The organism is Methylophaga sp. F-2 (genome assembly GCF_056859315.1).
In genome coordinates this window covers 1-24,016 of the sequence record NZ_JBSXOF010000016.1, presented here as the reverse complement: position 1 = coordinate 24,016, position 24,016 = coordinate 1, and the positions used below count along the sequence as shown (strand labels likewise).

Here is a 24,016-nt window from a genome sequence, read left to right as displayed (position 1 = left end):
AAACCTAACGACGACGATAAAGCGGTTCAGGACGCAACACTGTGGCTTGATAACTTTCACTAAAGTCATCAAAAGCGGTCAATGCCTTGTCGATACGATTTGGATTCGCCAGTTCAAAACTATTAATCCCGCACTGTGACATATAAAACAGCTGATCATGTAATACATCACCTTGCGCACGGATTTCAGCTTTAAAGCCATAGCGCTCACGTAGTAAGCGAGCAAAGGAATAACAGCGTCCGTCCGTAAACGCAGGAAAAACCAACACAATTAGCGAAAAATGAATCAAATCCGGAACGACTTCTTCCAAAGGATCATCACCACTCAGACGTAAACCCAGTTCACCTTCATGCTTGACCAGTGTTTCATGTTGTTCCTGCCAACGAGCTAAGGAGACGGTAATATTGCCAGCAACCAGATCTGCATCATCATCCAGATGTGTCCAATTATCTTCGACGATTTCACGATCTTTAATTATCTGCATATACACGCTCCTTGAATGGATCAATACCTAAACGACGGACAGTGGCCAGGAATGACTCATCCTCATGACGTAAGTCGACATAAGCATCCAGTAAATGACCCACAGTATCAACGACTTCTTCTTTAGGAATAGCCTTACCTAAACGTTCACCTAATGATGCATCAGCTTCTGAGCTGCCACCAAGCGTGAATTGATACCACTCTTCACCTTTCTTATCGACACCCAGGATACCGATATGACCAACACTTTGATGAGCACATCCATTCATGCAGCCTGAGAACTTGATCTTGATGTCACCTAAATCGTATAGATAATCCAGATCTCCAAACCGTTCCGCGATCTGTTTCGATAGAGGAATTGATTTAGCATTCGCTAGACCGCAATAATCCAGGCCTGGGCAACAAATAATGTCAGTGAGCGTATTAATATTTGGTGTTGCCAGATTATCTGCTTCGAGTTTTAACCATAACGCATACAAATCTGCTTGTTTTACATCAGCAAAAACCAGATTTTGGGTATGAGTTGAGCGAACTTCACCCAAACTGAACTCATCAGCCAGATCGGCAATCACTTCAAGCTGGTCAGATGTGACATCACCAGGCGCAATACCGGGCGCTTTCAGTGAGACATAAACGGCACGATAACCAGGCTGTTTATGAGCAAACGTATTTTGTTTAGCCCAGCGTGCAAACGCCTTATCTTCAGCCAGTGCTTTTTCATAGCTTTCATCTGCTGCTGCGTCAGCTTCATATTCAGGTTCAGTGAAATAAGACTTAACACGGTCAATTTCTTTCTGATTCAACTCAAGCTGGTCACGAATTTGCACCCACTCAGCTTCAACCAATTCACGAATATGATTAATACCATGTTCACGAACAGTAATCTTGATACGTGCTTTGTATTTATTATCACGACGGCCCAGTCGGTTATAAACACGCAAGATAGCTTCCAGATAAGACAGCAGATCCTTTTTCTCAAGGAACGGTCTGATTTGCTGACCAATGATAGGAGTACGTCCCAAACCACCGCCAACTAACACTTCAAAACCAATCTCACCTTCATGGTTTTTGACTAAATGTAAGCCGATATCATGTAGTTTTGTCGCAGCACGGTCTTCTTCAGAACCGATGACCGCAATTTTGAATTTACGCGGTAAATAGGCAAACTCGGGATGAAAGGTTGACCATTGACGAATAATTTCTGCCCATGGACGAGGATCTTCAATCTCATTAGCATTGATACCCGCAAACTGATCAGACGTTGTATTACGAATACAGTTACCACTACTTTGGATGGCGTGCATCTGTACAGTGGCCAGTTCAGCAAGGATATCTGGCACATCTTCTAACTTCGGCCAGTTCATTTGGAAATTCTGACGCGTAGTGAAGTGAACAAACCCTTTATCATAACGGCGTGAGACTTCCGCGATTTTACGAACTTGTTTGGATGACATCAGTCCATATGGAATAGCAACACGCAACATAGGTGCATGTATCTGAATATATAAACCATTCATCAGTCGTAAAGGACGGAACTGCTCTTCGGTCAGCTCACCCGCCAAGAAACGACGTGTTTGATCACGGAACTGTGCGACCCGCTGCTCAACCATCGTTTGATCATACTTATCGTATTGATACATTTAAGCTCTCTAAACTCTTAATACCGGACTCGTTATTATAACGCTGGCGATATATAACAGGAAATTATAAATACCAATATCTATATTAGTTAATTAACTAATACCGCGTCACCTCTATGGTTTAATCCGACCACAAAATATCGTTTTACCGCCAGCGATTGCTGTCAGTTTTAATTGTGCGCGTCACTTAACGGGCAAATCTCAGTTTTAATCACTCCTGAGTCAATCTGTTTTGCTGTTCTCACTACTCTCTCTAATTCACTGTAAAACTGGTTATACTGAACACATTTTTTGATCAGGAAATCTTGCATGTCTAAAGCAAGTCGACAAAAACAACGTTTATGGCTAGTGATCGCTTTTGGCTTTCTGATTTGGGGCGCCAGTCATTATCAGCCACACAATAAAAATGTTAGCAGTCCTGAAGCCACATCGATTTCGTCACTTTACCAACAGCAAAAAAGTGATGTTCTGGTTGAAGTCAGTGGTGTCGTTAGTCGTATTCTCCCAGACGATACTAAAGGCAGTCGTCATCAGCGTTTTATTATCACCCTGCCGGATAAGCTGACAGTCTTGATTGCTCATAATATTGATCTGGCACCACGTATTGACGCTCTGAAAGTCGGCGATGAAGTACATGTTTTTGGTGAATATGAGTGGAATGACAAAGGCGGTGTCATTCATTGGACTCATCATGATCCTGACAATAAACATCCTCACGGCTGGATACGCTACAAGGGTCAGTTATATCAATAATGTCAGCTAATGAATCTCGCTGTTATAGCTTTCCACCGATCGCCAAGCCTTCAGCTGAAATTCTCATTCTCGGTTCTATGCCAGGATTAGAATCACTTCGGCAACAGCAATACTATGCTCATCCACGCAATGCTTTCTGGTCAATTATGCAAAGTCTATTTGCTATTGAAAAAAGCTGGCCATATCAGCAACGTTGTGAACTGCTGACGCAACAACGCGTAGCAGTGTGGGATGTGTTAAAGGCCTGCGACAGATCAGGCAGCCTGGATAGCAATATTGCGCCTGACTCTATTGAAGCCAACGACTTTAATGCCTTTTTTCAGGCTCATCCCAATATTCAGGCTGTGTTTTTTAATGGTGCTAAAGCAGAACAAATTTATATGAAATACGTTCAGGCGAGCTTAGAAAAACCATGGCAGAACATCACGACATCTCGGCTGCCATCCACCAGTCCTGCTAATGCGGCTCTGTCTTTAGAGAAAAAACAAATCATCTGGCGTGAACAACTAAGCAGCATCAAGCAACTTATCCAATAAATAAAGGGGCGTATTTAACGCCCCTTTATTTTGAGACTCTTTAAGCCTTTAGTGCAGCCGCTACTCTGGCAGCATAGTCCGCATCAGCCTTTTCAAACTGAGCTAACATACGTTGTTGAACAGAGGCATCACACTGCCCAAGTCCACCAGCAATATTATTTGCTAATTGCTGTTTTTGATCGTCACTCATAATACGGAACAAATTGCCCGCTTGTGTGTAATGATCCTCTTCATCAGTATCAAAGCGATCCAACCAGGCTCCCGCTTCAACAGGCATCGGAGGTTCTGCCACAGCTTGATCCGGTGCCGGACCATCATCACGATCATTCGGATAAAAGTTTGCACCACTTGTCTGATGATGATGTCCACCCGCCGGGCACAAGCCCGCCATAGCCCCATCACGCTGATAATGATTGACCGGACATTTTGCCGCATTAACAGGTAACTGATTGTAGTTCACCCCCACTCGATAACGATGAGCATCCTGATACGCTAACAGCCTTCCTTGCAACATTTTGTCAGGTGATGAACCAATACCCGGCACAAAGTTACTTGGTGCAAAAGCCGCTTGCTCGGTTTCAGCAAAATAATTATCTACGTTACGGTTTAACTCTAACTGACCTACCTCAATCAGTGGAAATTCATCATGCGGCCATACTTTGGTTAAATCAAACGGATTAACCTCCGCATCACGCGCTTGCTGTTCCGTCATGATCTGCACTTTTGCGGTCCAGCTTGGGAAATCACCACGGTCAATGGCTTCCACCAAATCCTGTTGCGCCCCATGAGGGTCTGCTACTGCCGCTTCTTCTGCTCGCAGCGTTTTAATACCCTGATTAGTTTTAAAGTGCCACTTAAACCAAAACCGTTCGCCCTTTTCATTCCAGAAGCTATAAGTATGAGAGCTATAGCCATTCATATTTCTGTATGAAGCTGGAATCCCCCGATCGGACATCAAAATAGTCACCTGATGTAAGGCCTGAGGATAATTAGCCCAGAACTCATAAGCCATGCGAGGATCTGGCAAGTTGGTACGCGGATTCTTTTTCTGTGAGTGAATAAAGTCCGGAAACTTACTTGGATCACGCAAGAAAAACACTGGAGTATTATTCCCCACCATATCGTAGTTACCTTGCTTGGTATAAAACTTTATGGCAAAGCCACGTGGGTCACGGGCGAAATCATGTGAATCCTGACCACCACCTACTGTCGAGAAACGAATAAACACATCCGTTCTTTTACCTTCATTTTGCAAGAAATCAGCAATGGTGAATTCTTTTAAACTTTTGGTGAGGGTAAAGGTTCCGTAAGCCCCGGTACCACGTGCATGGACCACGCGTTCAGGAATTCTCTCACGGTTGAAGTGAGCCAATTTTTCGAAGGTGTAGTGGTTGTCATAAGTCAAAGGTCCTCTTGGTCCGACACTGATACTGTTATTATCATCAGAGACAGGGGCTCCTGCTGATGTCGTCAAAACTTTTTTAGTCATCATTTATTCCTTGCTGCTGCTAATTATGTTGAGCAAATTCATTGCACACAACAAAGTCTATCCATCCATGAATGACTTGTATAATTGTTTATTATGTTTTAATTAATCGATAAAAACGATTTATATATTTTTAACGGACACAAAAAAGCCAGTCAGCAAACACTGACTGGCTTTATTCTGCGATAAGATTTGTCGTGCTTTTATTTGAGAAGTTGATTCAAATCTTTGGCATCCCAGTGAGGGAAATGTTTACGAATCAGTGCATTCAACTCTAATTCAAAAGCAGAAAACTCACCTGCAGCCACGACTTCATGACTACCTGAAACGGCATCCGTAATCATACCGGCACCAATGGTCACATTCGTCAGACGATCAATAATGATGAAGGCACCAGTAGTACGATTGCGTTTATATGAATCAAACACAACCGGTTTATTCAGTGAAAATTCACACAAACCAATTTCATTGAGTTTGAGTTCACTGACTTTATTATGCTCCAGCGTATTCACATCAATTTGATAGTCAATCCCAGTTAAGGAACCACCCGCATCACTGACACCAACTTTAATGCTGTACTGCTTGTTTGACACTAACGGTTGCTCGGTCATCCACACAACCATCGCTTTAAACTGGCTTGATACATGTGGTTGATGATGATTGCTATGAACAAGCATATCGCCGCGGCTGACATCAATTTCATTTTCTAATGTGACAGTAATGGCTTCACCCGGCACAGCATGATCCAAGTCACCATCGTAAGTGACAAGCGCTTTTACTTTACTTTCTTTACCTGACGGCAACACTGTCACTTCATCACCCGGCTTCAAAATACCCGATGCCAGAGTGCCACAATAACCACGGAAGTTCAGGTTTGGACGATTCACAAACTGCACAGGGAAACGCATATCATCGAAGTTGGGATCTTTATCAACATTGACGGTTTCCAGAATCTCCATCAAGGTTTGTCCTTGATACCAGTCCATCTTTTCACTGCGGTTAACGACGTTATCACCCACCAACGCAGACATCGGCACAAAGTGAATATCTTCCAGTTCTAACTCACGTGAGAACTCGGTGTAGTCGTGACGGATGTTATCAAACACTTCCTGACTATAATCCATCAAATCCATTTTATTGATGGCCACAACCACGTGTTTAATGCCTAGCAATGAGGCAATAAAGCTATGTCTGCGCGTCTGTGTTTGAACCCCATAACGTGCATCAATCAGGATAACCGCTAACTGACAGCTGGATGCCCCTGTTGCCATATTACGCGTGTACTGCTCATGCCCCGGTGTGTCGGCGATGATGAATTTACGTTTGGTGGTAGAAAAATAACGGTAAGCAACGTCAATGGTAATGCCTTGCTCACGCTCCGCCTGTAAACCATCTACCAATAAAGCTAAATCCACCTGTTCACCCGTAGTACCTGACTTGGCACTATCACGTGTGACGGCTTCAAGTTGATCTTCATAGATCATCTTCGAGTCATGTAAAAGACGGCCAATCAGCGTACTTTTACCATCATCCACATTACCGCATGTTAAGAAACGTAACATTTCTTTGTTTTCATGCTGCTTCAGATACGCTTCAATATCTGTGGCAATCAGGCTATCTGATTGATATGAACTTGATTCAGTAGTCATCTAGAAATAACCCTCTTGTTTTTTCTTCTCCATAGAACCCGCTTGGTCATGGTCAATCGCACGACCCTGACGCTCAGATGTCGTGGTCAGCAACATTTCCTGAATAATTTCAGGCAAGGTGTCTGCTGATGATTTCACTGCGCCTGTTAACGGATAACAACCTAAAGTACGGAAACGTACTTTCTCCATGCGTGGCTCCTGCCCTTCAGGAATACGCATACGATCATCATCGACCATGATGGTCAGACCGTTGTAGTCAACAACCGGACGTTCAGCAGCATAATAAAGCGGCACAATGGGAATTTGTTCCAGATAAATGTATTGCCAGATATCCAGCTCAGTCCAGTTTGACAGAGGGAAAACACGAATGCTTTCACCTTTATTGACTTTACTGTTATAGATATTCCAGAGTTCCGGTCGTTGCGCTTTTGGGTCCCAACGATGGTTTTTATCACGGAAAGAATAAACACGTTCTTTTGCACGCGATTTTTCTTCGTCACGACGAGCACCACCGAAAGCGGCATCAAAACCATATTTGCTCAATGCTTGTTTTAACGCATCGGTTTTCATAATGTCAGTGTAGCGAGGATGATCAAACGGGTTGATACCGGCTTCTTTACCTTCTTGGTTAGTATGCACAATCAGTTCAAGACCAAGCTCTTTGGCTTTCTCATCACGGAACTTGATCATTTCCTTAAATTTCCATGTGGTATCGATATGCATCAATGGAAATGGGGGTTTACCCGGCGCGAAAGCTTTCATCGCTAAGTGCAACATGACGGCTGAGTCTTTACCAATTGAATACAGCATTACTGGATTCTCAAACTCAGCAGCCACCTCACGCATGATATGGATGCTTTCTGCTTCCAACTGCTTTAAGTGTGTTAATTGTTTTTCAGTCATTATCTTTCTCGTTAGTTAGATTTGACATGCAAGCCGCATTCTTTATTTTCTGGATCTTCCCACCACCAGCGTCCGGCACGAATGTCTTCGCCCATGGTGATAGCTCTTGTACAAGGCGCACAGCCAATACTGGCGTAGCCCTCATCGTGTAATTTGTTATAAGGCACATCATTCGCTCTTAAATAAGCCCAAACATTGCCATTTGACCAGTCCGTTAAAGGACTGAATTTCTGTAAGCCGTGATCATCATCCCACTCAGACACGGGTAACTCAGCACGAGTGACCGACTGCGAACGGCGCATGCCGGTAATCCAGGCTTTTTTGCCAGATAAAGCACGATTCAACGGCACTACTTTTCTGATACCACAGCATTGTTTTCTTAATTCAACACTGTCGTAAAATGCATTTGGTCCGTTATTGGTGACAAATAATTCAACATCGCCGGTGTTGGGGAAAAACACGTCGACTTTTTTATCGTAGTGTTTATTCAACGTTTGCATCAGCTCATACGTCTCTTTTGGCAAACGCCCAGTATCAAGAGTAAAAATATCGATGCCCGGAGCATGTTTGCAGATTAAATCCATCAGCACCATATCCTCAGCACCAAAGCTGGTTGCCAGCGTGGCGGGGAGATAATTCTGTTCAATGTCTTTTAACACTGCGATCACAGCATCTATTTTGGCGGCCAGAGCCGGTTTTATTTCACTCATTGTTTTCTTCTCACACGAATTGTTGTGGTTAACCCCTCTGTTGAGGTGATCTCACACTGCTGCCCATCCTGGGTTAAGCTGTTGAATACTTCATCCACGGCATCACCAGTATTCACCAGTAGGTCTATTGACTGTTCTAATGCCAGTTTCTGCACGGCTTCTCTGGCTTTGATATAGTGCATCGGGCAGCCAAACAGGGTTAAATCGACTTGCTTTATATCAGACATTTTATCCCCACCAGTACAAGTATGACGGCCAGCAATGGACGCATAATGTGATCCGAAATACGAACCCCCAGATGCGTACCAATAAAAATGCCTGGTAATGATCCGGCTAATAAATACACTAATAAGGACCAGTCTACCGTGCCCACGGCTGAATGCCCGAGACCTGCTACAAATGTCAGTGGCACTGCATGAGCAATATCCGTCGCCACAATTTCCACCCCTTTCAGGCGTGGATACAAAAACAACAAAATCACTGCACCAAGCGCCCCGGCTCCCACCGATGAGAGCGTGACCATTACACCAAGCAGTGCCCCGGTTATGACCGTAATCATGGCCTTATTTAATTCATTTTCGCGAATATCATAAAGCGCACTCACCACAGGATGACTTTCCTGTGAACGCAATAATCTGCCTAAAGGCGCTTTGAGTAATAATGCGCTGGAGGTCAAAATCAACGCTATCCCGAGCGCTTTTGTAATAATTTCATTGTGGTTGCCATCGTGCATTCCTGTTGCATTCATAAACCACAACGTTGCCAATGTTGCTGGAATACTGCCCGCAGCCAGACGCCATACGATATGCCATTTGACGACACCATGACGCCAGTAAGACCAGATACCACCTGCTTTGGTGATCGCTGCAAATAACAAATCCGTACCAACAGCAATAGCTGGTTGCACATGAAAAATAAAAATGAGTATGGGTGTCATTAAAGACCCGCCTCCCACACCGGTCATGCCGACCATAATGCCGACAAATAGTCCAGCAAGAAGAAAGCCCCATTCCATTTGTTTTACGCCTTATGTATTACGAAAATGCTGACAAGTTTACCAAAGCGTAATATTCTATCAATGAATATTATTGACTATCTTTATAACTAAATCATATATAGATGAAGCTTCAGCAATTAAAATATGTCCGTGAAATAGCCAGAAGGGATCTGAGTATCTCTGCTGCAGCAAATGCATTACACGCCTCACAACCCGGTGTCAGTAATCAGGTACAGTTATTGGAGGATGAGCTTGGATTACAGATATTCGAACGACACGGTAAACGATTAACCGGCATTACCCCCATTGGTCAGTCTGTCATAGAGATGGCTGAGAGAGTCTTGCAGGATGTCGACAATATTCGTCAGTTAGTAGCGGATAGTAAAACCGAACAATCCGGTACTTTATCAATTGGTACAACACACACCCAGGCCCGTTATGCCTTACCTAGTGCCATTAAAAAATTCTCCGAACACTACCCGAATATTCATTTAAATATGGTGCAAGGCACCCCAACTGAAGTCGGCGAAATGGCAGCGACAGGCAAAATCGATTTGGCCATTGCGACAGAGGGGCTCGCTCAATTCGAATCATTGGCTATTCTGCCTTGTTATGAATGGAATCGTTGTGTTGTTGTTCCGCCTGAACACCCGTTATTGTCGGTGAAAAAGTTATGTCTGGAAGATATCGCGCAATATGAAATTCTGACCTATGTGATGGGCTTTACTGGCCGCGCCAAACAAGATCAGGCCTTTATTGAAAAAGGCTTGCACCCTAACGTTATTTTTACGGCGACAGATGCCGACGTCATCAAAACCTACGTTGAGTTAGAAATGGGGATTGGGATTATCGCCAGCATGGCATTTGATCCTGACAAAGATGCGCCTCTTCAGGCACTGGATGCCAGGCACTTATTTCCACCCAGTGTTACCCACATGGGTATTCGTAAAGGCAGTTATCTTCGAAGTTATATGTATGCATTTATCGAGTTTTTTGCGGCTCATCTTGATAAAAAGACTGTTGAAAAAGCCATCAGTCTTTAAATCTGCCAAGATAATCTTTTTAGTTCACTTTCACTGGGATCATCAATGAACACAACACCTTCCCATACCAAAATAAGACAGCTAATAAAGCAGCTTGAAAACATTATCCCTGAGGAACATCACTATTTACTGTCTGAACTTAATACTGAAATTGAGCAATTAGTGACTGTTTTACCCGATACATTATTATCGGGGGAATACCTCGCTAAACCTGAATTCGATGGTTCATCGGGGTGTTATCGTCGCGGTCAGGAATCAGTATTTTATTGCCCCCGTTGCTATGAAAGACAACAAGATTTAATCGCCACGCAACGTATCAACAGCCGTCTACGTGTATGCCCTCAGTGCAGAGCCAGTATCAAACCTGCCAAATAAATGCCGTGATAAGTTTCTTGCTAGAAAAAAGAGTGTAATTACAATAGAATAATCACCATTCACAGGATGTGACTGCATAAATATAAGGAATGATGCCTCGGGGTGGCGAAAGCCTGAGATGCTCGTTTAAAGAGCGGACCCGATGAACCTGATCCAGTTAATACTGGCGTAGGGACAGGCTGAAATAGATCTTCATCTACACCGCATTGGTGTCTCTCGATTTATTCCCCTGTCCTTTTTGATTCAAAAAAGGATAACCATGAAAGTAAAAACACTTGCCATAGCTGTTTCAACGGCTATGTCATCGCCAGTGGCCTTGGCGGAAGTCACCCCTGCTGACTTACCATCGATGATCGTCAGTGCTGACTTTCGTCCTAACGATGCGCATGACACACCGATTAGTTTAACGACGATCGATCAAGACACCATCGAATCTCGCGGCGCTCAACATATTGAGGACGTTCTTAACCTCGCTCCTAATGTCAACGTCTCCAGCGGTGCGTCACGAGGCCAGTATTTTCAGATTCGCGGTATTGGTGAACGAAGTGAGTTCCAAGCACCACTCAACCCTTCGGTAGGTATGTATATCGATGGCATCGACTTTAGCCGAAGTGGTGGTGCTGCAACTCTATTTGATATTGAGTCAGTCGAGATTTTGCGTGGTCCTCAAGGCACACGTTATGGTGCAAACGGAATGGCGGGCACCATCAACTTGAAAAGTACTGAACCGACAAATGATCTTGCTATGAAGTTTGAATCAACTTTAGCCACTTATAATACTCATGCTGAAGGTATCGCTGTTGGTGGTCCATTGATTGATAATACTTTGCTTGGTCGTTTTTCTGTTCACAGCTATAAGTCTGATGGCTACATGGATAACGACTTTTTAGGTAGAGATAATACTCAAAACCGTGATGAAACCACTGCCAGAGGCCACCTAAAATGGCTTGCCACTGATGACCTGACTATCGATCTTAACGTATTGCATCTCAATATTGACAATGGTTACGATGCATTCACACTTGATAACAGTCGCAACACTTTTTCAGACCAGCCAGGTAAGGATGCTCAAAATACTAATGCCTTTGCTTTAAAAGCAGATTACCGTGCTAATGACAAAGTTCAATTACAATCCAGCCTCAGTTATTCAAAATCCAATCTTGAATATAGTTACGATGATGACTGGTCTTATAAATCACAATTTCCAGTTGATGTCACCTGTGTAGACTCCGATGACTCTAACGATGCATTCACCTGTCCTTATAGTGGTTTCGATCAATATAAGCGTAAACGTGAAAACACCGCTTTAGAATTCCGTGCATTATCAAATGAGAATGGACGTGTTTTTGCTGATACGACGGATTGGACAGTTGGACTATATATTTCAGAACAACGTCAGAACTTGGATCGTACTTATTATTCAAATGCTATTAATAGTGATGCTGTAACAGGATTTGTCACAAAAAATGCCTATAAAACACTAAACACCGCTGTATATGGTCAATTGGATACCGCTCTGACAGAAGATCTCAAACTAATTAGCGGGTTACGCGCTGAGTATTGGGATGCAGACTATAAAGATTCTGCAGGACTTAAAGATGATCCAAACGACTGGATGTTTGGTGGAAAGCTAGGTCTTGAATATCATCTTAATGAGGATCACATGGCCTTCACGACTTTATCTCGAGGTTACAAAGCTGGAGGTATAAACGTCGAACCTAGAATCAGCGATGATCTACGTTCTTTTGATACTGAGTCGTTATGGAACCTTGAAGCTGGTTTAAAATCTTTTTGGCTTGATGGAGACCTTATCACTTCTATTACAGCCTTCTATACACGTAGAAGCGATGCCCAAATAAAAAGCTCGATTCGAGTACCAAAGACATCGGGCAGTGGTACCGACTTTGTTGATTATTTTGTGAATGCTGACAGAGTTAGAAACATTGGTCTCGAAGCAGAGTTAAACTGGTCCATTAACGAAAAATATCGTGTGATTGCTTCTCTAGGGCTATTGGATGCAAAACTTGAAGATTATGAAAATCCCAGGTTATTAGAAGGAGGCACTAAACTAAGCGGTCGAAGAATTGCTCACGCACCTGCCTACCAATTTAATCTGGGTGGTGAGTATTACTTTGCTCCAGGCTGGACTTTTAAAGCGGACATGGAAGGTAAAGACGAGTTTTACTACTCAAACAGCCACAATGCAAAATCCCACTCTTATGTTCTATACAATGCCAGTGTCGAATACAAAAAGGATCAATGGAAAGTCACCTTATGGGGACGTAACTTATTCGATAAAGACTACTACACTCGTGGCTTTTACTTTGGTATCGACCCATCAAAATCATATGCTGAAGAAACCTACACTCAATATGGTGATCCAAGAGTTGTTGGTCTAACGCTTAGCTACGACTACTAATCAGACTAGAGGGCTTATCTAAGCCCTCTTTTTATTTTTTTAAGGAATCATATATGCGCGTTTCTGTTGATATCAGTCTCTACCCACTCACCGAACAATTTGTTGAACCTATTCTGGCATTTATTAAAAAGCTGGAAGACAATCCAAAGCTGAATATTTCACGGAATAATCTGAGCACACAAATCTTTGGTGAATACCGTGATGTGATGGATGCCATGGATGCCGAGATTGAAGCCGTTTTTGAGCAACTACCACACAGTGTATTTGTCCTGAAAATGATCGGTAACGATCGTTACCACGTTGAAGATTAGGCGAAAAGACTCATGATAGATGCCATGATTAATGGCCTGCTGGCGTTATCGGGCTGGGAAGTATTTGCTGCCTTGCTGGGAATGGCTTATGTCATTCTGGCGGCTAGGGAATCGCAATGGTGTTGGCCCATGGCGTTTATCAGTACACTAATCTATACCGTGTTATTTTGGGAAGGTCAGCTCCCTATGCAAGCTTTGCTCAATTTTTATTATATGGGCATGGCGGTATATGGCTTCGTTTTGTGGCGGCGACATCTGCAAAATAATGATGAACTCGTCATTCACAATTGGTCACTTCATTCCAACTTGCTCTTTGTTGTATCAGGCACCATCATTAGTTTTGTACTGGCGTATTATCTAGACAAGAATGAAGCCTCACAACGTCCCTATCTCGACGCGGGCATTACTGTCTTTTCTGTAATGAATACTTGGTTGATGGCGAGAAAAGTGCTGCAAAACTGGTTTTATTGGATCATTATTGATGCGGCATCCGTCGTGTTGTATTTCCAAACGGGTTACTATGCCACCGTGGTGTTATTCTCAATCTACACCGTGCTGGCAATGATAGGTTTTGCCAACTGGATCAAGCTCTACCATAAACAGCCGATACCTCGGACTCACTAAATGCAAGCTGTTATTTTTGATATGGATGGGCTGCTGATTGACTCAGAGCCTTTCTGGAAACAAGCTGAAAAACGTGTATTTTCTGCACTTGGTATTGAAATCACCGATGCGCTATCGGCTAAAACTATGGGCATGACTACCCGCGAAGCAACCGAATTCTGGCTGCATCATGCAGGCCTGTCACTCAGTCAGGACGCCATGGAAAAAGTCGAAAATGATGTCATCGATGAAGTTGCCTTATTAACCGCCACGCAAGGCCAGCCACTGCCGGGTGTTCATGATCTGTTGGAACAACTCAAACAACATAAGCTGAAAATTGGTCTAGCGACTAATGCTCCGGCCCGTCTTGTCCCTGTGGTACTGGAAAGACTACATATCACAGCATTATTCGATAGTTATGTCGCCGATGATCACGTGGAACAAGGCAAACCCCATCCTGCTATCTATCAACTGGCTCTGGAACGCATTAACGCTCAAGCAAACCATACCATCGCTTTTGAGGATTCCGTCACCGGTATGACGGCCGCTATTGGTGCCGGTATCCGCACTGTTGTTGTTCCGTCAAAAGCCAATTATCACTTACCACACTATGATGTTGCCGCCTTAAAACTGGAGAGTCTAAACGGGCTTGCCATTCAAGAGCTGCGTGATTTATTTAAATAAGATGGGCTGCTCAAGCCAGTTTCGCAAATCGGTTTCACCAAGAATATTCATCAAAAACAAAAGTAAACGGTAACTTAAGCGACAGTTCGTAAGATCAGGGATGGGCTGATATTGTGAATAGGCTTCGACAAAATGTTTCGCTTGCTGAGGGCTCAGCAGATATTCCAGTATTACCCACTCAACTTCACGGGGTGCTCTGACAAAGGCATCCAAATCCACCACGGCTAATTGATGATTTTCACACTGGCGCAGTTGGTCCCAGCGAAAATCCGGCATGATCGGCACAAACTGTTGAGCTGATAGTCTTCGACATTGTTCATGGCTGAGTTTTAACGTATCTGCAGGGATCGGGATATCACTGCGGCCAGATAAAAACTGAATCGTCTGCTCCAGTCGCACAGGCCAATCATTCGCATTGAATACGGGGTTATCGAGACAACCCCATTGAGATGATATTTGTTGATGCAGTTTGCCCCAGTGATGAGCAAGCTGCGTCAACATGGTATTGTCGATCTTTTCTGCTGTCAGATCCGTCCCATCAAGGTAACGCACCAATACATACTGCCTTGCCTGTTCAGCCACGACATCGGGTATGCTAAAACCACCCTCTCGTTGTAGAAATTGACTGATGATTTGGGTACGAGCTAAAGACTGTGGAAAGTCGAGTTGAAACAGATTATTCATCCCCAGCCAAAACGTTGAGTCTTGCACTCGCGATTGGTGACAGACTTTTAAGATCATCATGCCATCAGCGGTATCACACTGCCAAAGCTGGTGCGTGCTATCAGGAAATTGTGCATCCAAGGCTAATGCAGGTGCACGTAACACCGGCAATGTCGCCTGCTGCTCAACAGTTAATTCAGGATACGAATACATCTAACGTTGCTGTATTACCAAGGTAATTTTTCACCATTGGTATGCCAGAAAGTGCCACTGGTTTCGAGTGTTAACTCTTCCATACGTTGGATGAGACCTGCTGCTGATTCATCTGGATCAATCAATCCACCATGTCCGGTCATATCCGTTCTTACCCAACCTGGATGCAGGATGGCGACAGCAATGCCTTTGGGTTTGAGATCAATTGATAATGATTTCCCGGCGGCATTCACCGCTGATTTCGACATTCGATACGCATAACTACCACCCGAGTCATTATCATCAATCGAGCCCATGCGGCTGGTAATAATACCAACTTTACTGCCCTGTCCCAGATGATTTAATAAAGCCTGAGTGGTCAGTAATGGTCCAAGGCTATTCACACGATACATTCTGACAAAATCATCGATCGCATTATCATCAATTTGCCCAAGACCAATGCCACCGGCAATACCCGCATTATTGATTAGCCAGTCAATTTTTCTGTTCTCTAATGAATCAGCCAGTTTTGCTAAGCTTTTAGGCTCACTGACTTCCACATCTTCAATAATTTCGACATTCAGGGACGTTAATTCAGATGAGGCTTTACGGCAGGTTGCAATAACATGCATGCCTTTTGCGGCAAGCTGACGGCAGAGTTCTAAACCAATTCCCCGGTTACTTCCGGTCACTAATGCTGTTTGTGTCATTTTTCCTCCTCACTTTTGAGTTGCTTCATATTTTCTTTTGAAGGCGACCTTACCACGCCTGACTCTGTCACAATGGCATCGATTAATTCTGCCGGTGTGACATCAAACGCCGGATTCGATACATGAACCTCTGAAGGTGCAATCGGACGTCCATCTATTTCTGAGACTTCTGAACCCGTGCGTTGTTCAATCGGAATCTGACTCCCATTATCAATTGACCAATCAATCGTTGTGGTGGGAGCCACCACCATCAGTTTCACCCCATGATATTTCGCTAATACGGCTAATGAGTAGGTACCAATTTTATTGGCTGTATCACCATTTGAGGCAATTCTGTCAGCGCCAACAATGACCCAGTCTAATTGACCACTCGCCATCAACGCGCCTGCAGCTACATCGGCGTGTAAGGTCATAGGAATGCCTTCCTGCATAAGCTCCCATGCTGTCAGTCTGCTACCTTGCAACCATGGACGGGTTTCATCCACGTAAACATGCTCAATTTTTCCATCGATAAAACCTTGCCGAATAACGCCCAAGGCCGTGCCAAAACCAGCAGTGGCAAGCGCACCAGCATTACAATGTGTCAGCACAATACTGTCATTATCCAGCAAGTCAGCTCCATATTGCCCCATGGTTCTATTGGCTTTAACATCTTCTTGATGTATCTGCTGAGCAAATGTTAACAAGGCGGGTTCTGGTGACTCATATTTAGACAGTGATGCAGAGGCCGTCTTCATACGATCAATCGCCCACGACAGATTCACTGCGGTAGGACGTGATGCAGCTAATCTTTTGAGTGGTGGATTGATTGCCTCCTGCCAGTTTTCTCCAGCACTAAACCAAGCTTCTCTTGCTGCCAACACCACACCATAAGCAGCAGTCACACCAATAGCTGGGGCACCACGAACCACCATCGTTTTAATGGCTTCAGCGACGGCATCGGAATCATGAAATTCCAACCAATTTTCTTTATGTGGTAAAACACGTTGGTCCAATAAATGAAGTCGTTCATCACGCCATAAAATTGGCTCAATAGTCTGCAATAGTTTGGTCAAAACAAGCTCCTGTGATGCTTGATGAATTTTAGTTGTGATTGGTTTGTCATGATAATTGATTAGAATAGGTTTTCATTCAGCTCAACGGTATAATCAAACCCTATGGAAAATGTCGATCTGATAATTAACGCACGCTGGTTAGTCCCCGTCACTGAAGACCAGACCGTGTTAGAAAACCACGCCATCATTATCAAGGATGCACGTATTTTAGCGCTTCTGCCACAGCAACAGGCAAAACAGCTTTACTCAGCCAATGCGACTCATGATCTGAATGAGCATTGTTTAATACCTGGTTTAATCAATAACCATGCCCATACCCCCATGTCGCTGTTTAGGGGACTGGCTGATGACTTACCTTTAATGACTTGGCTGAACGATCATATCTGGCCCGCAGAAAAAGCCTTTGTTAGCGATCTGTTTGTGGAAGCGGGCAGTGCACTGGCCATTGCAGAGATGATTCGGGGTGGCACTACCTATTTCAACGATATGTATTTTTTTCCGGAAGCCACGGCCAGAGTTGTTGATACATCAGGTATTCGAGCCAGTCTAGGTATTGTTGTTATTGAGTTTCCGACAAACTGGGCCAGCTCAGTAGAAGAATATTTACATAAAGGCCATCAATTACACGATCACTATCGTCATCACCCACGGATTAATACGATTTATTCACCGCATGCCCCATACACTGTCGCAGACAAAACACTGGAGCAAATCATTACCAATGCTGAAGAAATGGATATGCCGATCAGTATGCATATTCACGAAACAGCAGATGAAATATCACAGAGCGTTGCAGAGTTTGGGGTTAGGCCGCTTGAGCGTTTGAAACAAATCGGCCTGCTCTCGCCCCGACTACTCGCTGTGCATATGACACAACTTAATGACCAAGAAATCACATGGTGCGCCGAAGCGGGTGTTCACATCGCTCATTGTCCTGAGTCTAACTTAAAACTGGCCAGTGGCTTTTGCCCTGTTGCTGAACTGCAAAAAAATAATGTGAATGTCACGATTGGCACCGATGGCGCTGCCTCAAATAATGATCTGGATATGTTTGCAGAAATGCGTCAAACAGCTTTACTTGCAAAAGCAGTAGCCAAAGATGCTGCCGCGGTGCATGCTCATAATGTGCTAGAAATGGCGACTATCAACGCAGCAAGATCATTAGGACTAGACCAGGAAATAGGATCACTCGAAGTAGGAAAACAAGCTGATATCGTTGCGGTGAAGTTATCGGATATCGAAACACAGCCTGTTTTTGATGTCGTATCTCAGTTGGTTTACGCCGCCAGTCGGGATAAAGTCACCGATGTTTGGGTCGCAGGTAAACAGCTACTCAATTCCCGTCAACTAACGACATTAAACGAATCAAAAATTATCCAAGATGCTCAGCAATGGGCAATAAAAATAGGATCACTCGGTCAATGAGCCAAAAACAAGCAAACGTCGACTTAAATGAAGTAGCAAAATTTGATGCCTTAGCATCCAGTTGGTGGGATCTGGAAGGTCAATCGAAACCGTTACATGATCTTAATCCAATTCGTTTGGCTTATACCGCAGAGCGAACATCATTAAAAGATGCCAACGTGATTGATGTTGGTTGTGGTGGTGGCATTCTTTCAGAAGCGCTGGCAAAAAGTGGGGCCCATGTCACTGGTATTGATATGGGCGAGATGCCACTTAATATTGCCAAGCTTCATGCGTTGGAAGAAGGTTTGACGATCCATTATCAACAGATCACCGCAGAAGAAATGGCTGCGCAAAATAAAGAACAATATGATGCCGTTACCTGCCTCGAAATGTTAGAACATGTGCCGGATCCAGCATCTATCATCAGTGCCTGTGCAGATTTAGTTAAACCGGGTGGTGATGTGTTCTTTTCCACATTAAACCGTCATCCCAAAGCCTATCTTCTGGCTGTGCTTGGCGCTGAATATATTATGAAAATGCTACCAAAAGGCACCCATGACTATAAACGCTTTATTCGTCCAGCTGAGTTATCTGCCTGGTGTCGCCAAGCAGGACTGAAAGTCAAAGATGTGACAGGAATGAATTACAATCCTTTGACGCGTCAATTTAGTCTTGGAAACGACGTCAAGGTCAACTACCTCATCCACTGCAAAAAAATCTGATATGGCAAAATACGATGCTGTTTTTTTTGATCTGGATGGCACCCTTGTTGATACCGCACCAGACTTAGCTTACGCACTTAATCAGGTTTTGCTTGAATACAATAAATCGCCACTGCCTCTCGAAACAATTCGCCCTGTGGCCAGCGATGGTAGTCCGGGATTAATCAAACTCGCTTTTGGGATCTCAGCTGAAGATCCTGAATATACGACGATACAAACACGATTTATTGAACTTTATCGTCACCATATCAACCGGGAATCCAGGCTCTTTGACGGTATGGAAAATGTTCTACAAACCATAGAAAAAGCAGGCTTGAAATGGGGAGTGATTACTAACAAACCTGCATTTCTGACCGATCCTTTAATGCAGGCATTAAAGCTGAATCAGAGGGCGAGTTGTATCGTGAGTGGAGATACCACGGCCAATAGCAAACCTCATCCAGATCCAATGTTATTTGCATGTAACGCCTCTGCCGTTAAGCCAGAAAACTGCTTATACATCGGCGATGCCCAACGCGATATCGAGGCTGGGAATATTGTGAATATGGATACGCTCATCGCTCATTACGGTTATTTAAAAAGTACTGACCAACCAGAAACGTGGCAGGCGAAAGCCACGATTTATAAGCCTGAAGAAATCCTCAACTGGATTTAACTATTGCGTTATGACAACGAATAAAAATCTGGCTGCTGCTTATGATTTCTGCTTAAAACTTGCAAAGTCGCACTACGAAAACTTTCCTGTCGCCTCAGTTTTACTTCCTAAAAGGTTAAGAAAACCGATTGCTGTTATCTATGCCTTTGCTCGCACTGCCGATGATTATGCTGATGAAGGTCAGCTCACCAAAGCAGAACGAATAACCAAGCTACAAAACTATCGTTCGCATCTCACTGAGATAAGTGATGGTTCATACACAGGTGATGATCCGATCTTTATTGCTCTTGATGATGTGATCACACACTTTCAGTTACCCATCTATTTATTTGATGATTTGTTATCGGCTTTTATACAGGACGTTGTCAAAAACCGCTATCAGACAATGGAAGAAGTTCTGCATTACTGTCAACGTTCTGCTAATCCTGTAGGTCGTTTATTACTACACTTAAATGGTCAGCCAACACAACAACAGTTAGTAGAGTCTGACGCCATCTGCACATCGTTACAATTGATTAACTTTTATCAGGATATCCTGCAAGACAAACAGGAAAACAACCGCATTTATATCCCCCAGCAGATGCTTACAGAGGCTGGGCTGAATGAGGATGACATTACCCTGGCAAATAGCCGGAAATTAGCACCTCTGCTTCGTCATTTATTCCAACAAACGATGGCTCTGATGAATGAAGGACTGGAACTCGGTAATGGTATTAAGGGACGCTTAGGCTGGGAAATCAGAGCGATGACATTAGGTGGACTGGAAACATTAAACAAATTATCGGCACAAGATGATGAGAACATATTGAGCCGACCAAGATTAACGCGCAGAACACAGTTAAAAATTTTATTGTTCAGTCTCTCAAAATCGCACTTAAAACGCCGCTAAAATCAGCTTTAAAGATTCTCATAGCGGTTTGCATCGAATACCCCCGCATCAATGGGATTTTGTTCACGTTGCCACTGAGTGAAATCATGAAAAATTTGCCAGAACTGTGGATGTGTTCTGCGGACACCCCACTTCAGTACTAGGGCATCAAATTCTTCTTCAGATGTCGCTTTCATCAAGGCTTTCTCGAACGGTTCCAGTTCCTCAGCATTAATATCAAAGATAAAGTTAGGATAACTTCCGGCAATTCCCGGATAAACCGTTAAACTGTCTTTTTCAGGTTTATAGCGAAGTGACTCACCAAACAGAAAAGCCACATTACTGTGATAACGATTGCGTATTAGGGAATAAACTGTTCTTTCATCACCATGCTTCACCCGTATAAATGTTAACTCAGGCAGAAACTGTAGCCCTGACTTTTCCTTAAATCTAGCTTCCGTTATACGACTTAACCGTGAATCAGCTTGTTGTATCCAGTCAGTCTGTGACTTCCTGAAACATTGCTGATTTTGACAACGATTAATCGCATCGTTTGCAGCAGCGTTAACCTGACTAGATTGCTTTAATAATCGATTGGCCAGCTCATTTTTGGTATCCTCAGACAAGAATTTTTCAGCAGTTCTACTATCAACATCAAGCGGTGCATAGGTGAAGTAAGTTTTGACTACGCCCATACCTTGGTACCAATCCTCCAACACTGACTTTCGTTTGTCTTTAGGCAATAATCGAAGAAAATTATGCTCGGCACCATTACGGATTAAATCAAAATATAACCGCGTTTGAAGTTGATGAGCTACATTGCCAAATAAATCAAAATTAACCACTAACTCATAATAGGTTCGCTCAAATAATGGAAAATCCATCCACCAAATCGTTTGAGGAACCTGTCCCACCATACCTTTAACAACACTGGCATTATCGAAGTGCCTGAACACGGTCAGAAACGCATTAGTATTACTGCCATCGCCGTCCCAGATAGCATTAGTCGAAGTCCAGTTTATCGGTGCATCTCGATAATGTTGATCTCTTAAAGATAAATAAGCATTGCGTTTATCTTTATATTTATCCCAATTATCTTTTGCCTCTGTCAGGTTGTCGTCCTGTCCAGGCAAACCTAGAAGTGGCTCTACTTTTTTCCTATAGCTAGGATCAGTGATGAAAAGATCATTGGCTGGATCCTGATACATCACCCAAAACTGATCACGGATCACATCTGTTGCGATTTGACCGCGACAAACAGGGCCTCTAATAAACGTTCGTGTGAAATATTCGGCATGTTCCAGCAAGAACCGATATCTGGCTTCAGCCGGTATCGCAGAATACGTTAAAAAGGGATTAGCTCTATCTTCATAATCATAACCAGGCATAGTATTTATTTGCCATGGCTCTGAGAAGAAGAGTTGCTCTATATGTTTTTTTAGCTTCTCATCAAACAAAAATGTTATGTGACGTTTATGAACAGTAATCCCTTTTACTAATCTTAATCTGTAATAAATTGGCTGTCCTGGATCAGAATTTGGAAGACGGGTTTTTACAATTGAAATTGGCTTACCTGTCGGTGTATAGGATCTAACAAGTTCAAAGAAATGGGTATTTTGACCTTGGTTCTCAAAGTACAGATGAGCTAGAAAAAGGTGCTCAAAAAGCCACCTGGAAACTAACCTACGCGGATTAGATGTTTGATTAAGGTATGTTTCCCATTTTTTTATTGCTGATAATTCTTTTTGGCTTAGCTTAACCTCATTTATATTGACTTTAGCGCCCTGATATAACCAACCACTGATTGTGGAGAATTCATCATCTGTAAGTCCGGAGACGGCAAATGGCATCCCTGTTAGAGGATGTTTCTCTTCATATTCAGCAATCGTATCGAGGGTTGGACATTGGTTATCTCGGCGAATACTAATATCAAGATCATCCGGTAACTTACTGTTGTCTCTAAATTGATGAGTTTTTCCCAGAGCTAACATTCTATATAACAAGCTAGCTTGTGCATCATGCCCGGTAATAATCGAGTGAAACCCAGCTTCTTGCCATTCTTCTTGCGAATGGGCATCTATAAATAAGCGTGTCGGTGTAATAGGCTCCTTCCTTGTCCCATCATAAGCATTTAATTTGGTGGCACCACGCAGGAATCCCTCTGTAGATTCCATTTTTAACTGGCATGGCGCATCAAAGCAGCCGTGACAAGCAACACATTTTTCTTCAATAATCGGTTTTATCTCAGAAGCATAATCAACATCTATTGTACGTGGAAGAGGTAGATTATTATTGAGCACAAGCTCTTGAGTGTCATCTAAACAGGCCGTCACTAAGCAGGCGATAAAAAGGTAAATAAGTGTTTTGTACATTAATCGCCTTGCGAAATTCTAATATTTTAAAGCTCATATTTTACTTCAAATTAGTGACAGGCTGGTTAACCTAAGTGAAGAATTCAGGCTATCGACAATACCCAAGTAACAACTATTTTCACTAACTTTCTATATACGATACCCATGTTGATAAACATCCAGCAGAAATTCTAAAGCGAACCAACATTTGTAATGATCAAGATCTTTGTCTATTGATGAGCACTCTCTTTGTATTAACTTCATTAACATTTACCAGGATATGCTGTATGCCGTCCATGTAGAGCGATTGGCAGTCACTTCGTTCAAAGTAGGTCATATATCTAGATTACAGACAATAAAAAAGGTCACCATTATTTAAGATGAGCTATTCTAATATCCAAAAGCCTGTCGGTGATCTACTTTATTGCCTGCATCTCTGTAGGCGCCCCTTCAGGTTTGCTTCACTTATTCAAAAGGCTTATCGCCAAGGATGGAATCTATGCAAAGCAATCTCTGGCACATTGCTTATCGCTGCTTTTTGTTAGTCACAAGCAAGTGATGTGAGCCAGCCATACAGGCACGATTACTCGTCACAGGGTGTGTTGCCCAGCACAGGCAGGTTAATATAAAACAGTGAGACATAAAAAAGCCCATCCGTTGGGATGGGCTTCTCTTGTATATAAAGCCTGGCAGTGACCTACTTTATCGCCTACATCCTTGTAGGCGCCCCTTCGGGTTCGCTTCGCTCATTCAAAAACGCTCCCGACGTTTTTGTCACGGCGTTCAAGTAGGTTATGGTCT

The 24,016-nt window shown here is 43.3% G+C and carries 24 protein-coding genes and 1 riboswitch; of the genes, 12 read left to right on the top strand and 12 right to left on the bottom strand.

The features are described from left to right. Positions 1-4 precede the first annotated feature (4 nt). The gene (locus tag AC13DA_RS04335; protein ID WP_007146040.1) at positions 5-484 is read right to left on the bottom strand and encodes a DUF934 domain-containing protein; all 480 of its coding nucleotides are present in this window, start codon (positions 482-484) and stop codon (positions 5-7) included. Then, positions 471-2,123, bottom strand: a complete 1,653-nt coding sequence (locus AC13DA_RS04330; protein ID WP_284450432.1) for a nitrite/sulfite reductase — start codon at positions 2,121-2,123, stop codon at positions 471-473. Before AC13DA_RS04330 ends, AC13DA_RS04335 begins: the two co-directional genes overlap by 14 nt. Positions 2,124-2,432: 309 nt before the next feature. Between AC13DA_RS04330 and AC13DA_RS04325 the strand changes: the two genes are divergently transcribed. Continuing rightward, positions 2,433-2,876 (top strand): DUF3465 domain-containing protein, encoded by a 444-nt coding sequence (locus AC13DA_RS04325; RefSeq protein WP_284450434.1) that lies wholly within the window; start codon positions 2,433-2,435, stop codon positions 2,874-2,876. Further along, positions 2,876-3,412 (top strand): DNA-deoxyinosine glycosylase, encoded by a 537-nt coding sequence (locus AC13DA_RS04320; RefSeq protein ID WP_284450435.1) that lies wholly within the window; start codon positions 2,876-2,878, stop codon positions 3,410-3,412. The genes AC13DA_RS04325 and AC13DA_RS04320 overlap by 1 nt, the downstream gene beginning before the upstream one ends. Positions 3,413-3,452: 40 nt before the next feature. Here the strand turns inward: AC13DA_RS04320 and AC13DA_RS04315 are convergent, their stop codons facing one another. From AC13DA_RS04315 to AC13DA_RS04290, 6 genes are all read right to left on the bottom strand, one after another. Then, complete coding sequence (locus tag AC13DA_RS04315; RefSeq protein ID WP_284450436.1) at positions 3,453-4,901, bottom strand: catalase; 1,449 nt, start codon at positions 4,899-4,901, stop codon at positions 3,453-3,455. Between the two features lie 200 nt (positions 4,902-5,101). After that, entirely contained in the window at positions 5,102-6,547 is a 1,446-nt protein-coding gene (gene cysN, locus AC13DA_RS04310) for a sulfate adenylyltransferase subunit CysN (protein ID WP_284450437.1), read from the bottom strand. After that, positions 6,548-7,450 carry a sulfate adenylyltransferase subunit CysD gene (cysD, locus tag AC13DA_RS04305; RefSeq protein WP_284450438.1) on the bottom strand — a complete coding sequence of 301 codons (903 nt, stop codon included), beginning with the start codon at positions 7,448-7,450 and terminating at the stop codon, positions 6,548-6,550. It lies immediately after the preceding gene. Positions 7,451-7,461: 11 nt separating this feature from the next. Next, on the bottom strand, positions 7,462-8,160 hold the full coding sequence (locus AC13DA_RS04300; RefSeq protein WP_284450439.1) for a phosphoadenylyl-sulfate reductase: 699 nt from the start codon (positions 8,158-8,160) through the stop codon (positions 7,462-7,464). Further along, a complete protein-coding gene (locus AC13DA_RS04295) occupies positions 8,157-8,387 on the bottom strand; it encodes a sulfurtransferase TusA family protein (RefSeq protein ID WP_273182728.1) in 231 nt (76 codons plus the stop codon). The genes AC13DA_RS04300 and AC13DA_RS04295 overlap by 4 nt, the downstream gene beginning before the upstream one ends. Then, positions 8,375-9,175, bottom strand: a complete 801-nt coding sequence (locus tag AC13DA_RS04290) for a sulfite exporter TauE/SafE family protein (protein ID WP_284450440.1) — start codon at positions 9,173-9,175, stop codon at positions 8,375-8,377. The genes AC13DA_RS04295 and AC13DA_RS04290 overlap by 13 nt, the downstream gene beginning before the upstream one ends. A gap of 104 nt (positions 9,176-9,279) precedes the next feature. On the opposite strand from AC13DA_RS04290, the gene cysB reads away from it, so the two are divergent. The 6 genes from cysB (at position 9,280) to AC13DA_RS04260 (ending at position 14,592) form a co-directional block, all read left to right on the top strand. After that, a complete protein-coding gene (gene cysB, locus AC13DA_RS04285; RefSeq protein ID WP_284450441.1) occupies positions 9,280-10,200 on the top strand; it encodes an HTH-type transcriptional regulator CysB in 921 nt (306 codons plus the stop codon). Positions 10,201-10,245: 45 nt separating this feature from the next. After that, a complete protein-coding gene (locus AC13DA_RS04280; protein ID WP_284450442.1) occupies positions 10,246-10,575 on the top strand; it encodes a hypothetical protein in 330 nt (109 codons plus the stop codon). 88 nt (positions 10,576-10,663) lie between these two features. Then, a riboswitch (TPP riboswitch) is annotated at positions 10,664-10,768 on the top strand. Positions 10,769-10,834: 66 nt separating this feature from the next. Next, a complete protein-coding gene (locus AC13DA_RS04275; RefSeq protein ID WP_284450444.1) occupies positions 10,835-12,994 on the top strand; it encodes a TonB-dependent receptor in 2,160 nt (719 codons plus the stop codon). A gap of 53 nt (positions 12,995-13,047) precedes the next feature. Beyond that, on the top strand, positions 13,048-13,305 hold the full coding sequence (locus tag AC13DA_RS04270) for a YkoF family thiamine/hydroxymethylpyrimidine-binding protein (protein WP_091713279.1): 258 nt from the start codon (positions 13,048-13,050) through the stop codon (positions 13,303-13,305). A gap of 12 nt (positions 13,306-13,317) precedes the next feature. Beyond that, a complete protein-coding gene (gene pnuC / locus AC13DA_RS04265) occupies positions 13,318-13,929 on the top strand; it encodes a nicotinamide riboside transporter PnuC (RefSeq protein ID WP_284450445.1) in 612 nt (203 codons plus the stop codon). Continuing rightward, positions 13,930-14,592 carry an HAD family hydrolase gene (locus AC13DA_RS04260; protein ID WP_284450446.1) on the top strand — a complete coding sequence of 221 codons (663 nt, stop codon included), beginning with the start codon at positions 13,930-13,932 and terminating at the stop codon, positions 14,590-14,592. It begins immediately after the preceding gene. Here AC13DA_RS04260 and AC13DA_RS04255 read toward each other — a convergent pair. The 3 genes from AC13DA_RS04255 to mtnA are packed head-to-tail and all read right to left on the bottom strand — an operon-like array spanning position 14,581 to position 17,212. Then, entirely contained in the window at positions 14,581-15,468 is an 888-nt protein-coding gene (locus AC13DA_RS04255) for a hypothetical protein (protein ID WP_284450447.1), read from the bottom strand. The genes AC13DA_RS04260 and AC13DA_RS04255 overlap by 12 nt on opposite strands. Positions 15,469-15,482: 14 nt before the next feature. Beyond that, positions 15,483-16,157 carry an SDR family oxidoreductase gene (locus AC13DA_RS04250; RefSeq protein ID WP_284450448.1) on the bottom strand — a complete coding sequence of 225 codons (675 nt, stop codon included), beginning with the start codon at positions 16,155-16,157 and terminating at the stop codon, positions 15,483-15,485. Further along, a complete protein-coding gene (mtnA, locus tag AC13DA_RS04245; RefSeq protein ID WP_273182745.1) occupies positions 16,154-17,212 on the bottom strand; it encodes an S-methyl-5-thioribose-1-phosphate isomerase in 1,059 nt (352 codons plus the stop codon). Before mtnA ends, AC13DA_RS04250 begins: the two co-directional genes overlap by 4 nt. A gap of 102 nt (positions 17,213-17,314) precedes the next feature. On the opposite strand from mtnA, the gene AC13DA_RS04240 reads away from it, so the two are divergent. The 4 genes from AC13DA_RS04240 to hpnC are packed head-to-tail and all read left to right on the top strand — an operon-like array spanning position 17,315 to position 20,885. Continuing rightward, positions 17,315-18,637: a TRZ/ATZ family hydrolase gene (locus AC13DA_RS04240; protein WP_284450449.1), complete on the top strand. Its 1,323-nt coding sequence runs from the start codon at positions 17,315-17,317 to the stop codon at positions 18,635-18,637. After that, positions 18,634-19,341, top strand: a complete 708-nt coding sequence (gene ubiG, locus AC13DA_RS04235) for a bifunctional 2-polyprenyl-6-hydroxyphenol methylase/3-demethylubiquinol 3-O-methyltransferase UbiG (RefSeq protein ID WP_284450450.1) — start codon at positions 18,634-18,636, stop codon at positions 19,339-19,341. The genes AC13DA_RS04240 and ubiG overlap by 4 nt, the downstream gene beginning before the upstream one ends. A gap of 1 nt (position 19,342) precedes the next feature. Further along, on the top strand, positions 19,343-19,996 hold the full coding sequence (locus AC13DA_RS04230) for an HAD family hydrolase (protein ID WP_284450451.1): 654 nt from the start codon (positions 19,343-19,345) through the stop codon (positions 19,994-19,996). Between the two features lie 10 nt (positions 19,997-20,006). Next, the gene (hpnC, locus tag AC13DA_RS04225) at positions 20,007-20,885 is read left to right on the top strand and encodes a squalene synthase HpnC (RefSeq protein ID WP_284450452.1); all 879 of its coding nucleotides are present in this window, start codon (positions 20,007-20,009) and stop codon (positions 20,883-20,885) included. Between the two features lie 8 nt (positions 20,886-20,893). Here the strand turns inward: hpnC and AC13DA_RS04220 are convergent, their stop codons facing one another. Continuing rightward, positions 20,894-23,236: a fatty acid cis/trans isomerase gene (locus AC13DA_RS04220; RefSeq protein WP_284450453.1), complete on the bottom strand. Its 2,343-nt coding sequence runs from the start codon at positions 23,234-23,236 to the stop codon at positions 20,894-20,896. Between the last annotated feature and the right edge of the window lie 780 nt (positions 23,237-24,016).